The 12,976-nt window shown below is 72.8% G+C and carries 8 protein-coding genes; 6 read left to right on the top strand and 2 right to left on the bottom strand.

From position 1 onward, the window contains the following. Positions 1 to 84 precede the first annotated feature (84 nt). The 3 genes from WME95_RS29655 to yddG all read left to right on the top strand — a co-directional run bounded on the left by WME95_RS29655 (position 85) and on the right by yddG (position 3,004). Positions 85 to 936: a matrixin family metalloprotease gene (locus WME95_RS29655; protein WP_437902708.1), complete on the top strand. Its 852-nt coding sequence runs from the start codon at positions 85 to 87 to the stop codon at positions 934 to 936. Positions 937 to 1,068: 132 nt separating this feature from the next. Then, the gene (locus tag WME95_RS29650; RefSeq protein WP_437902707.1) at positions 1,069 to 1,869 is read left to right on the top strand and encodes a helix-turn-helix domain-containing protein; all 801 of its coding nucleotides are present in this window, start codon (positions 1,069 to 1,071) and stop codon (positions 1,867 to 1,869) included. Positions 1,870 to 2,008: 139 nt separating this feature from the next. Further along, positions 2,009 to 3,004: an aromatic amino acid exporter YddG gene (gene yddG, locus WME95_RS29645; RefSeq protein WP_437902706.1), complete on the top strand. Its 996-nt coding sequence runs from the start codon at positions 2,009 to 2,011 to the stop codon at positions 3,002 to 3,004. A 43-nt stretch (positions 3,005 to 3,047) separates the two neighbouring features. On the opposite strand, the gene WME95_RS29640 is transcribed toward yddG, so the two are convergent. Next, positions 3,048 to 4,454: a serine/threonine protein kinase gene (locus tag WME95_RS29640; protein ID WP_437902705.1), complete on the bottom strand. Its 1,407-nt coding sequence runs from the start codon at positions 4,452 to 4,454 to the stop codon at positions 3,048 to 3,050. Positions 4,455 to 4,628: 174 nt separating this feature from the next. Between WME95_RS29640 and WME95_RS29635 the strand changes: the two genes are divergently transcribed. Both WME95_RS29635 and WME95_RS29630 read left to right on the top strand, forming a co-directional pair. Then, positions 4,629 to 5,513 (top strand): hypothetical protein, encoded by an 885-nt coding sequence (locus tag WME95_RS29635; protein ID WP_437902704.1) that lies wholly within the window; start codon positions 4,629 to 4,631, stop codon positions 5,511 to 5,513. A gap of 8 nt (positions 5,514 to 5,521) precedes the next feature. Further along, positions 5,522 to 9,529: a protein kinase domain-containing protein gene (locus tag WME95_RS29630; protein ID WP_437902703.1), complete on the top strand. Its 4,008-nt coding sequence runs from the start codon at positions 5,522 to 5,524 to the stop codon at positions 9,527 to 9,529. 134 nt (positions 9,530 to 9,663) lie between these two features. On the opposite strand, the gene WME95_RS29625 is transcribed toward WME95_RS29630, so the two are convergent. After that, complete coding sequence (locus WME95_RS29625) at positions 9,664 to 11,766, bottom strand: hypothetical protein (RefSeq protein ID WP_437902702.1); 2,103 nt, start codon at positions 11,764 to 11,766, stop codon at positions 9,664 to 9,666. 436 nt (positions 11,767 to 12,202) lie between these two features. Here WME95_RS29625 and WME95_RS29620 point away from each other — a divergent pair, with 436 nt between their 5' ends. Beyond that, entirely contained in the window at positions 12,203 to 12,910 is a 708-nt protein-coding gene (locus WME95_RS29620) for an alpha/beta fold hydrolase (protein ID WP_437902701.1), read from the top strand. Positions 12,911 to 12,976: the final 66 nt, after the last annotated feature.

The raw sequence follows: 12,976 nt of genomic DNA, 5'->3' as shown, positions 1-12,976 counted from the left end.
GTGGCGCCGTCCGGCGGAGCTCACTGCGGCGCTGCGCGCCCTCGCCTGACCCGAGAGGGAAAGGCATGAACGAGAGGTACTTGTATGATGAGTCATCTGTCTACGGAATCTCGTGGTCTCCTTCACGGCACGCTTGGCCTCCTCGTCCTGTCGCTCGCGTCGGCCGGGTGCGCCGCCGGCGCGCCTGCGGGAGACGAGATCTCCGAGAAGGTCGGTGATACGGAGGTGAGCTTCGACGAGTTCGAGGCTCGCACCTACCGTGAGCCGGAGAGCGGCGTCTACATCGTCGATGGCGACATTCCCGTCGAGGGCCTCGACGGGCTCGAGGACTTCTATGAGCGCCACGTCCAGCGCGGAGCGCTCATCGTCGATCAGAGCCGTGGGAGGGACGTGAGGTGGAGCGACAGGGAGAAGCGGAACCTCAGCTACTGCGTGAGCGAGGCGTTCGGTGACGACCATGGCGCGGTGGTCTCCGCGATGGAGAGCGCCGCCGCGGCGTGGGGGGAGGTGGCGGACGTCCGCTTCGTTCACAGGGCGGACCAGGACGGCGCGTGCGATGCGCGCAACAAGAGGGTCGTCTTCGACGTGCGCCCGGTCGAGGGGCAGCCGTACTACGCGCGCGCGTTCTTCCCTGACAGCTCGCGCCGCGCGCGCAATCTCCTCATCGACTCGGCCGCCCTCGGTCCGCTCGATCTCTGGACGCTCACGGGCGTCCTGCGGCACGAGCTCGGCCACGCGCTCGGGTTCCGGCACGAGCACACGCGGCCCGAGGCGGGCGCCTGCTTCGAGGACGACGGCTGGCGCGCCCTGACGCCGTACGACGCGGGCTCGGTGATGCACTATCCGTGGTGCAACGGCACGAACTGGGGCGACCTCGACCTGACGGAGCACGACGCGCGCGGCGCCGCGGCCCTGTACGGCCCGCCCTGCCGGTGAGCTCCGCCCCGCGGCGCGCGCTGCGTCCCGCGCGCGCTGCGTCCGGCGCGCCGCGCCGGCGGGAGCGCTGGCGCGGTGGGGAGTCCGAGGGGCCATGGCGCGCGCGCGCCGCGCGTGAGATCATGGCGCGCCATGGATGAGGTCGAGCTCGGCGTCCGGCGGTACTCGGCCGAGGTGGTCGCGCACCGCCACGCCCACCACCAGCTGGTCTTGCCTCTGGAGGGCGCGATAGCGCTCTCGATGGACGGTCGAGAGCTCATGGCATCCGGGCTCTCGGGTGCGCTCGTCCCGTGTGACACCCGCCATGCTTTCGCGGCGCCGGAGCGGAATCGCTTCCTCGTCATCGATGTGCCGCCCGCCTCCGCGGAAGCTCTCGGCGCCGCGCCGTGGTTCGAGCGGATCGCCGGCGGGTCGATCGCCCTCGACGCCGCTGCTGCGCACCTGGTCCGGACCGCGGCGGACGAGCTCGACGGGGGCGGCTCGGTCGCGCTGCGCCGGCAGTGGGCGGGGCTGCTCGTGCTCACGCTGGCCGAGCGCGGGGCGCGCGGCGCGCTCGGCGCGCTCGGCCTGACGCGCGCCCCGGAGAAGCTGCGCCGCGCGCTGCGCTTCCTCGAGGACCACGCGCACGAGCCGCTCACCGTCGCCGACGTGGCTGCCCGGGCGGAGCTGAGCCCGGGGCACCTCCACCATCTGTTCCGCACGGTCCTCGGGACGACGGTGCAGGAGCGCATCGCGGATCTGCGCCTCGCGCGCGCGACCGACCTGCTGTCCCGCACCGAGCTCGGGATCGCGGAGATCGCGATCCGCTGCGGCTACGCCGACCAGAGCTGCCTGACCCGCAGCCTGCGGCGCCGCCGCGGCGTGACCCCGGCGGCCCTGCGTCGCGCGGTCCGGGCCGAGCGTCGGGGCGAGCCGCGGCGCGGGCGAGCGTAGCCGGGCCGCGGGCGCGCAGCCCAGGCGCAGCGAGCCGGGGCGCGGGCGAATGTCGCTGGGGCGCGAGCCCGGAGTCCCGGCACAGGACGGCGGAGCCTGAGCCAAGACGGCGGCCGGCCGGCGCGCCATGTTCGGCGCCATGTCGGACACGACCCACGGCGCCGCTCTATCGGACGCAGCGATGGCAGCGACGCCAGCGGCGCGCCCCTCGCGGCGAGCCGCCACCCTGGCGGGCGTCGCGGCGATCGGGCTCTGGGGCAGCCTCGCCCTGCTCTCGACCTCGGTGCGCAGGTTGCCGCCGCTCCAGGTGCTCTCGTCGACCTTCGCTGTCGCGGCGCTCCTCGGCGCGGCGCGGCTCGCCCGGCGCGGCGGGAGCGGCCTCGGCGCGCTGCGCCAGCCGCTCGGCAGCTGGATCCTCGGCGTGGGCGGCCTGTTCGGTTATCACGCCCTCTATTTCTATGCGCTCTCCGCCGCGCCGCCCGTGCAGGTCAGCGTCCTCTCGTACCTGTGGCCGCTGCTCATCGTCCTGCTCTCGGCGGCGCTCCCCGGCGGGCGCCTGCGCGGCAGGCACGTGGTCGGGGCGCTGCTCGGGCTCGCGGGCGTCTGGACGCTCGTCGCAGGCGGGGGCACCGTCCGCCTGAGCGCCACACACACGCCCGGTTACCTGGCCGCGCTCGGCTGCGCGCTCCTCTGGTCGACGTACTCGGTGCTCCAGCGCCGCTTCGCCGAGGTCCCTGCCGACGCCATCGCAGGCTCCTGCGCCGCGACGGCCGCCCTGGGTCTGGCCGGGCACCTCGCGTTCGAGCGCACGGTCGTGCCGACGGCCGGAGAGGCGCTCGGCCTGCTCGCGCTCGGGCTCGGCCCCGTGGGGGTCGCGTTCTTCGCGTGGGATCACGCGACGAAGCACGGCGACGTGCCGCAGCTCGGGGTGCTGTCCTACGGCGCGCCGATCCTCTCGACGCTGCTGCTCTGCGTCGCCGGCCACGCCGAGGCGAGCGCCCAGCTGCTCGCCGCCTGCGCCCTCGTGGCTGTCGGCGGCCTCGTGTCGACCGCGCCCGCGGCGAACGTCAGCACCGGGACCCGCGGGCTGTCGACGTTCACACGCTGGATCACCCGCCCTCGATCGCGGCGCTGACGCGCACGCGATCGAGGGCGCTCTCTTTCGATGCGGCGCGTGGCTACGCGCGGCGTGTGGGGGTCGGCTCGTCGTCCAGGAGGCCCGCGTTCGCGCTCGGCGTCGCGAACACCCCCTGCACGTCGTCGGCCGGAGCCCAGTGCCCCGCGCACATCAGCGAGCCCCCGGTGATCTCGGGCTGCGGCGAGAGGCGCGCCTGCACGTCGTCCGCGTGCACGCACACGTTGACGTGCACGCGCGGATCCGCTTCCGGTCGCTGGGCCAGCGCCCGGTGCACGGCGGTCGCGAGCTCGATCGCCGCGCGCCGCTCCCGTAGCTCCGCGGCGGCGTTTGCCGGGAGGAGGCGAACGCCGAGCACCTCGTTGCCGGTGATCGACGCGAGGAGGAAGCCTGCGCGCGAGAGCTGCGACTCGGCGATGTCGAGCACCCGACCGATGTCGAAGGTCAGCGCGTCGTCGAGCTCGCCGGCGTCGCCGCGGGTCCGGACCTCCAGGTAGACCGCCACCGCGGGGTGCGTCGGGTCGGGCCCGCTCGGCATGCCCGACGCGGGCCCGCCGATGGCGTCCCTGAGCGCGCGCATCAGCTCCTCGACCGAGCCAAAGCGCCGCTCCCGCCGCTTCTCCATGCACCGCAGCACCACCGCGTCGAGCTCGATGGGCAGCGGGACCCGCAGGCTCGGGGGCAGCGGCTGCTCCTCCAGGTGCTTCCGCACCATCTCATCCATGTCGTGTGTGTGGAACGGCAACCGGCCCACCAGCATGCGATGAAGGAGGACGCCAAGCGCATAGACGTCCACCCGCGCATCGATAGGACCGCCGAGGATCTGCTCTGGAGCCATGATGGATGGCGTCCCGGGCATACGCCCGGCGGTGGTGAGCCATGTCGACCCCTCCTCGGGCGCCATCATCTTTGCGATACCGAAATCGAGCAGCTTGACGGCACGTGGCGGGCTCGAGCAGATGAAGATGTTGCTCGCTTTCACATCCCTGTGAACGATGCCCGCTGTGTGCGCGGCTGCTAACGCTGCGCACACAGGCTCCATCAGCTCCAGGGTCTCGCGCGGCGTGAGCCGCGTCTGGGTCCGGATCAGCGCGTCGAGCGTCTGGCCCTCGAGGCGTTCCATGACATAGAATGGCTGATAGTTGTTCAGCTCACCTACTGCATAGATTTCCACGATGTTGGGGTGGGATATCGACCGCAGCACGTCGATCTCGCGTGCGAACCGGTCGACCACGCGGCGAGAGTGGGCCACCGCCTCGCTCAGCACCTTGACCGCGGCGGGTCTGCCCGATTGGGCGTGCCTCGCCCCGTAGACCACGCCGCAGCCGCCACGCGCGATGAATCCTTCGAGGATGTACTCGCCCGCCAGGGTGCCCGGCGGGAACTCGCCGCGCGCGGCCGACCTCTCGAAATCCGAAAACGGCCTGGTCTCGTCCTCGTCGTCGCTCATCTGCCCCTCCGCGCCGTCCATCGCGGCGCGTTACAGCTCTGCTGCCAGAGTGTTCTCCAGATCGAACGCATTCTTTACTAAAGCACTATGCAGAAGCATTTCGAAATGGTAACTTAAACTTTGCGGCTACTCGACCCTAAACGCCAAATCGCGGCGATGACAAGGGGGAGCACCATGGTTCTTAGCTGTGCACGAAGTGTTGCGGTCTTCGCATTACCTCTGCTTACCGCTGCCTGCATCGGCGCCGAGATCGACGAGCAGGCGGAGGAGCTCGTCGGGGAGGCCGAGAGCGAGCTCATTGCCGAGAACGGCTTCCTTTCGAACGCGCTGAGCATGAACGCGCTGAGCATGAACGCGCTGAGCATGAACGCGCTGAGCATGAACGCGCTGAGCATGAACGCGCTGAGCATGAACGCGAAGTCGATCATCCAGAACCCGGGACAGTCCGGCGCCATGGCGAGGGACCTCCTGCGCTACGTCGTGAGCTGTTCGCTCCGCACCGACCAGACGTTCTCGTTCTCATGGACCGACAGCAGCGGCGTCATCCACCCGGAGGTGTTCCGCGGCGACCTCGGCTATGCGCACTGGTGGGCGTCCAGTGGCATCGGGAACGATACCTATGTCCAGAGTCAGATCTCGGCCTGCATCGCCGCGCGGGTCAACTGGTACGGTGTCTCGGTGAGGATCTCCCTGCGCAACAACGAGCTGGCGTCGACTCCGGCGGAGCGCGCGGCGTTCCCGGTGAGAGAGGGCGCGTTCTGGGGCAACCTTTTCGCCGCGACACCCTATGTGGGGGCCTGCTACGATTCGGTGGGCTACGTTCGTGCGCGCGAGTTGCAACGCGACTGCGCGGCCGGCCATGTCGAGACCAACCCGACGACCGGGGAGGTCACTTGGCAGCAGTGTGGATCCATGGTGATCTGGGGCTCGTGCAATCAGCTGTGCAACGGGATCGACACCAACGCCGGCTTCTTCAGGGGGTGTGTCACGAACCGTGTCGTCAACCCTTACGCTCGCACGGACCAGGTGGTGACCACGTTCTTGCCGGCCGGCCCCTAGGAGCGTGAATGGGCTCGGAAGCCCTGCGAGACGAGGCGCCGGAACGCGCGACCCGGGAAGCGGGGCGCTGTCCGGCTTGCGGGCGGCGGAACCACGGCGCGTGCCCCGAGTGCGCTCAGTCCGCTCGGCCGCCGTCTGGCCAGTCGTCGATTCCTCCGGAGATCACGGAGGTCGTCCCCGTCGCGTTGCCTCGTTTCCCCGGCTACTGGACCCGCAGGACGCTGGGGCAGGGCGGCTTCGGCCTCGTCTTCGAGGCCGAGCCGGAGGGCGGCGGCGCGCGCGTGGCCATCAAGCTCGCGCGCGCCGATCGCCGCGGCGCCGCCCAGCGCCTCCGGGATGAGGTCGAGGCGCTCTCGGCCATCGGCGCCCCCCACGTGCCGTGCGTGCACGCGTGGGGGGCGCTGGACGACGGCTCGCCCTACGTGGTGATCGAGCACATCGCCGCGCCCACGCTCGCCTCCCGCCTCGCGGCGCGCCCTGCTCCGCAGCTCGAGGAGGCCGCCCGGCTCGGGCTCGCCACGCTCGCGACCCTCGAGGCCGTGCACGCGCGCGGCTACGTGCACTGCGACCTCAAGCCCGAGAACATCCTCGTCGATGAGGCGAAGGCGACGCTCATCGACCTCGGCATCGCCCGCGTCGTGGGGTGGCGCTACGACGGGCAGGACGAGGACCTCGCCGTGGGGACGGCCGAGTACATGGCGCCGGAGCAGTCGGCCGGGTGGCCCGATCTCGACGCGCGCGCCGACATCTACGCGATGGGCGTCATCCTGTACGAGCTCTTCGCGGGCCGGCCCCCGTTCTGGGGGCCGCGCGCGGCGGTGCTGGAGGACCATCGGAGCCGCAGGCCGCCGCGCCTGTCGGCCAGCGCGGCCGTGCCGCGGGCGGTCGAGGAGGTGGTGCACCGCTGCCTGGCCAAGGAACGGAGCGAGCGGTTCGCGAGCGCGAGCGAGCTCCGCGTGGCGCTGGAGCGTGCGCTCCGGGACGAGGTCGCGGCGAGCGCGCCGGAGGGGTCGCGCACCGTGGCCGGCATCGAGCGCCGCGTGATGGGGCTCCTGTTCTTCGAGAGCGCGGCCGATCGCATCGCGGTGCAGCGCAGGCTCCTGGCGCTCGGCGGCGAGCTCGCGCACGCCTCCGGCGCTCGTTACGTGGGCGTCTTCGGCCAGGAGGGGACGGCGAGCCCCGCGCGCCGCGCGCAGCGGGCGGCCGACGAGCTCCTGCGACGCGGGCTGTGCACGCGGGTCCTCATCGATCTCGCGCCTGTGTCGAGCCAGGCGCGCCCGGACGGGACGCGGCGGTTCCTGAGCCCGCTCTTCTCGCGCGCCGAGCGGTGGCCGTCCGCCGCCGGGCCGCTGGGGCCTTTCCTTACGCCCGAGGCGTCGGCCGCGCTCCCCGAGCCGTCGCACGCCGCAGCGGGCGACGAGCTCCCGCCGGGCCTCGAGGATCAGTCGCGGGACGCGACGCGCCCCGGCGGGTTCGTCGGCCGTCGCGACCTCCTCGAGCAGCTCACGCAGAGCGCCGAGGAGGCGCTCTGCATGAAGAAGCCCACGGTCGTCTCGGTGACGGGCGGGCCCGGCCTCGGGAAGAGCCGCCTCTTCGTCGAGCTCGGCAAGCAGCTCCGGGAGCGCCTGCCGCACGCCCGGATCATCGAGCTGCGCGGGCAGGAGCCCACGAGCGGCGCGTCGGACGCGACGCTCCACGAGCTCGTGCGCAAGGCGCTCTGCGTGCCCGAGCAGCCCCCGGAGAGCGGCGTCCGCGGGGCGCTCCCGGAGTCGCTCGGTGCCGTGCTCGGCGAGGAGCTCCGCTTGGGGCTGGCGATGGCGCTCGGATGGGTGGACGAGCAGACGGGCGTCGACATCTTCCCCGAGCTCGAGGCGCTCCGGGCCGCGCCAGGCGCGCTTCGCTCGGCGCGCGTGCGGGCGGCGGGCGAGTGCCTGCGCCAGTGCGCGGCCGCGTCGCCCGTGATTGTCCTCCTCGACGACGCTCACTTCGCCCACGACGCGACGCTCGCCGCGCTCGAGTACGCGGCGCTCGCGGACGAGGCGACGCCGCTGTGGATCTGCGCGATGGGACGCCCGGCGTTCGTCGAGGCGCACCCCTCGTGGGGCGAGCGCGCCGCGCGACACGAGGCCCTGCGGCTCGAGCCGCTGGACGATGAGAGCGCGCGGGCGCTGTGCCGGCGGCTGCTCCTGCCCGCGCGGGACGTGCCGGAGCCGGCGATCGATCGCCTGCTCGAGCGCTCGCAGCGGGTGCCGCTCCTGCTCGTGGAGCTCGTGCACGGGCTCAAGCGCGAGGGGATCCTGCGCCGGCACCGGCGGGGCGACGCGTGGTACCTGGCGACCGACGAGCTCGAGCGCCTCCCTGTGCTGCCGTCGTTCGATCCGCTGGCGCAGGCGGAGATCGCGGCGCTCGGGCCGGCGCTCGGGGCGCACGCGCGGCTCGTCTCGCTGCTTGGCGCAGAGGTGTCGATCGACGAGATAGCGGGCGTGCTGCGCCAGCTGGATCTCCGCGGCGACGGCGCGGCCTTCCCGCTCGATGCGCGCGTCGGGACCGAGCGGTTGCTGAAGGTGGGCGTGCTGGTCGGCGATCGGAAGGACCGGCTGCGCTTCCGTCACGCGCTGGTGCGGGAGGCGGTCGCGCAGAACGTCGCCGAGGTCGAGCGGCGGCGGATCCACCTGGCTGCGTACGAGCACCACCGCGAGGCGGCCCACGAGGGCCGGGAGCAGCGGCGGCTCAGGATCGCGCACCACGCAGCCGAGGCGGGGCTCGCGACGGTCGCGGAGGACGCTTACCTGGAGCTCGCCGAGCGGGCGCGGGCGCGGCACGCTTACGTGGAGGCGGAGCTCTACTACAGCCGGGCGCTCGCGCAGCCTGTCGAGGCGCCTGGGGTGCGGCGGAGGAAGGCGTACCGGGGCCGGGGGCTGATGCGCTACCGGCTGGGCCGCTACCACGACGCGCTCGGGGATCTCGATCGCGGGCGCGCGATGGCGGTCGAGGAGGGCGACGTGATCGAGCAGATCGAGATCCTGCTCGACGAGGCCACGGCGCTCGACTGGATGGACGACTACGGCCGATCGAAGCAGCGCGTGGAGGACGCGAGGGCGCTCGTCCGCGACGATCTGCCGCCCGCGCTGGCAGCGCGGCTCGCGATGGCGGCGGCGCGCTCGCTCCACCGCGAGAGCCGCGATGAAGATGCGGCGCAGCAGTTCGAGCGCTCGGCGGCGCAGGCAGAAGGGCTAGGCGACGAGGGCTACGAGACGCTCGTCGTGTCGTTGCTCCTCCTGGGCTTCATCTACCCGGGGCTGGGGAAGCTGGACGAGGCAGGCACGGTGCTGAACCGTGCGGTCCGTATGTGCGAGGAGCGCGGCGATCTCCTGCATCTCGGACCAGCGATCAACGCCCGGGCGCTCCTGCGGGCCTGCCTCGGGGACAGCGCGGGGATGATCCTGGATTTTTGTCGACTGCTCACCCTCTCGCGCGAGCTGGGTCTCGCGCTCATGGAGCTCGTGAGCGAGTTCAACCTGGGAGAGTACCTTTACCTGATGGGCAATCTGGACAGCGCCGTACCGCACGTGGAGCGGGCCGTGTCGCTGGAGCGCCAGCGGTGGGGGGAGGGGATACGGCCGGTGATCCAGCTCCTTCAGGCGAGGCTGCTCCTTTACCAGGGCGAAGAGGGCAGGGCGCGGGAGATCATCGAGCTCATCCGGGCTCAGCAGGCGAAGGCCGCCGCGGCGGGGTGCGAGCACACGGCGATGACCCCCGCGGAAGAGGTGCTGTGGTCGATGATCGACCTGGCGACGCGGGAGGCGAGCGACGAGGAATGGGACGAGCTCGAGCAGCGGTCTGCTCGCCACTTTGTGGGGCAGGAGCAGATCGAGGTCATCGAGGCGCGAGCGCGGGCGCGCTCGCGGCGAGGTCTCCACGAGGACGCAAGCGCGGCGCTGGCGAGGGCGATCGAGGCGGCCGGGAGGATCCCCAACGTGATGCGGGAGCGGCTCGAGCGGCAGCGAGGGAGCTAGCCCGGATGCTCCATGAGCCGCTTACGCCGGCTCGTGCCTCACGGATTCAGCGCCACGCGTACGAGAAGCTGGCCTCCAGGTGGCTCGTTGCTTCGCGCAGCGCTCGCAGAAATTGACGGGATTCATTGGCCGACTCACCGCGGGACAGCCGCCGCGGCGCGGCGCGGTGGGTCCTCGCGGTGGGCGACGCCCGTGACGGCGCCCTTGGCGTTTGGATGCGCAGCGGGATCGCCCGTCGCGTCGAACAGGGCGAGCGACCTCGAATAATCGAGCGCCGCCCCGGCGGTGTCGCCCCGCTCGCAGCGCAGATCGGCGCGCGCGTGGAGCACCGCGGCCTGCCCCGCGCCGTCCCCGAGCTCCTCGAAGAGCCGCAGCGCATCCTCGTAGTCGCGCTGCGCGCCCGGGAGCGCGCCCCGCTGGCGGCGCAGGTCGCCGCGGGCCTTGAGCGCGGCGGCCTCGCCGCGGCGATCTCCGCTGTCCCGGTACAGCAGGATCGCATTGCCATAGTCGCGCGCCGCGAGCGCCGTCTGCCGCTCTCGCAGGCGCAGGTCGCCGCGGGCCTGCCACGTGCGCGCATGGGTCTGCTCGCACCCGAGCGCCCGGAGGAGATCGGGCTGCGCGAGCACCTCGCGCGCGGCGTGGGCGGCGCGCGAGCTCGCCCCGCGACGCTCATCGCGGCTGCTCGGCGGGGGCGAGCGCAGCTGGCTGAGGACGCGCTCCTCCACGCCCTCGAGGATGTAGAGCGCGCGGTCGTAGGCGCGCGCGGCGCCCGCGAGGTCCCCCTCCCTGAAGCACAGATCGCCCTGCGCCTTCAGCACGTTGGCCTCGCCCAAGCGATCGCGGCAAGCCCTGAGGAGCGTGAGCGCGCACCCGTAGTCGCTCTCCGCCCCCGCCAGCTCGTCCTGGTCGAGCCGGAGGTTGCCGCGCGCGAGCAACCCCATCGCCTCTCCGGCCCGGTCGGACGCCGCCCTGAACAGCGACAGCGCCCGCTCATGATCGCGGGAGGCGGCCGCGATGTCCCCCTGCCGCCGGTGCACGTCGCCGCGGAGCAGGAGCGCCGTCGCCTGGCCACGCCCGTGCATGGCCGCCTCGAACCCGGCGAGCGCTTCGCCGTAGTCCGCCACGGCGGCCTCGAGCGCGCCCTCGGCGAGGCGCCGGTTGCCGCGCGCGAGCAGCTCCTTTGCGTTGCAGAAGATCTCGTCGTCGGCCGGCGGCGAGCTCCGCGCCGCCGCGCGCTGCACGTTCGCGCGCACCGCCTTGCGGAGCACGTCGCGGTGACCCGGGCGGCCGCGCTCGCGAGCGGCCGGCGTCGCGCGGAGCGTCCCGAAGGTGCCGCGCCGCTTGCTCGCGAGCTCGGCGCGGCGCGCGCTCTCGAGCGCCGCGAGCGCGCGCTCGCGCAGCTCGGGGAGCGCGTCCCCCGAGAGCCGCGCCGCCTCGTCGAGCAAGCGCTGCTGGAGCTCGGCCGGGAGCCCGAGATCGACCACCGTGCAGGCGTCGACGAGCGCCCGCGCCAGCACCTCGGCGCCGCGCTCGCCGTCCCGGAACGGCGCGAGGTCGAGGGCCGCGAAGAGCTCGCAGGCGACGCGCCTGCGCGACGCCGCCGCCGGCCGCCCCTCGGCCGCGGCCGTCCAGAAGAGCAGCGCCTGCATCGCGTCCGCCGATCCCCGGTGGAGCGCGTCCCAGCGCCTCGCGTCGGCCGCCGCGTCCTCGCGGGCCGCGGCGCGCACGGGGGGCGTCATCGTGAAGGTCTGCGGGCCCTGCTCGAGCGACACCACCCGCCCATGCACGAGCAGCTGGAGCGGCCGCGCAGCGGAGGGCGCCGGCTTCCCCGCCGCGGCGGCGACCACCTCCAGCGGAACGCCCGCCGCGGGCAGCACGGCGAGCGCATGCACCACCCGGCGCGCCTCCTCGCCGAGCGACTCCAGCGCGTCGCCGAGCACCTGACCCACGATCTCCCCCTCGGGTCCCCCCGGATCCAGCTGCGCCGCGTTCTTCCGCAAATATGCCTCGACCGACATTCCCGTCCGCCGCAGCGTGGCTGCGGCGATCTCGATCGCGGCCGGCAGATACCCGAGCGCAGCGACGAGCGCATAGGCCCACTGGACCTCCGCAGCGGGCGGCGCGTCCGTCCCCCATGCACCCTGGGAGAGGACGGACATCGCAGCGGATACGGAGAGCGCCGAGACGCTGAGCTCGGCCATCTTCCGATCTCCGGACGTGGAGCGGAACCTCAACATATCGCCTCTGTCATTCCAGAAGAGCTGGTTGTCCGAGCAGGCGCCGTCCGGCTCTCGGCCCGCGGCGACATGCCTGCTGGCCCTCAATCAGCCTGGAGATTCACGTCTCGAAGCCTGTGTCGACGAGCTTAGCGCGGCGCGCGACAGGCTCAACGGCCTTCCAGGGTTTCATGCGATCCCCGCGGCGAATCGGCGGCGAACCAGCCCGCGCTGGCACGCGTCCGGCAACGGCTCGCCGATCATGGGAAAGCGCGTTCGACGAAGCGGAACGACGGGATCCTGCGCCGGACGCTCGCTCCTTGTCGCTGGCTCGTATGTCCCCCGGTCGGGTCGAGGAGAGAAGATCCTGCCCATCTGCGCGGGCCCCGCGGCGAGGCGGGGGGCTCGGGCGGAAGGCCGTGGGCGTGAGATCCGGGTCGGAGACGAGATCCTTTATGTGACCGAGACGGGCACCGGCAAGCCCGCGGTGCTTCTGCCCAGCATGCTGATCGACGGCGCGACCTACCAGCCAGCGGTCGAGGCGATGGCGCGCCGCGCGCGGGTGCTCGTCCTGGAGCTGCCCGGCTCGGGCCGCGCCTCGCGGCTGCGCGCGCCGTGGACCCTGGAGCGGTATGCGCGCTGCGTCGCCGAGGCGTTGCGGGTTTTGCGCCTCGAGGGCGTCACGCTGATCGGCCACTCGCTGTCTGGCGCCGTGGCGCTGATCGTCGCGGCGCGGCACCCCGAGCGGCTCACCGGGGTCGTGCTCGTCGATTCCATCGGATTCAACCCGCCGGGCTCGGTGCTTTCGCTCGTCCTCGCCCGCGGGGCCGAGGCGCTGCTGGAGCCTCGCTTCGTCGCGCGGGGGGCGCCTGCTCTCCTCCACAACCTGCTCTTTCACGCGCGGAGCGCGCTGAGCCTCCTGCGGATCGCCGCGACCGCGGATCTGAGCGGCCATGCGGCGCGCGTGCGCGTGAGGACGCTGCTCGCCTGGGGCGCGCGCGATCTCACGGTGCCGATCGGCTCGGCCCTCGCCATCCAACGCTCGATCCCCGACTCGACCCTTGTCGTCTCCTCGAAGGGAAGCCACGACTGGATCGTGGAGCGACCAGCCGAGTTCGCGGACGCGGTGGCGAGGTTCATGGCGGGCAGCGGCGGAGCAGCCTGAGCAGGGGGGTGTCGTCGAGCGCCGCCATGCGCTACCCTTGTCCCGGCGTTCTTCGGCGTGAACCTC

The organism is Sorangium sp. So ce327 (assembly GCF_051530205.1).
Taxonomy (GTDB): domain Bacteria; phylum Myxococcota_A; class Polyangia; order Polyangiales; family Polyangiaceae; genus Sorangium; species Sorangium cellulosum_B.
This window is presented reverse-complemented; position numbering and strand designations above follow the sequence as displayed.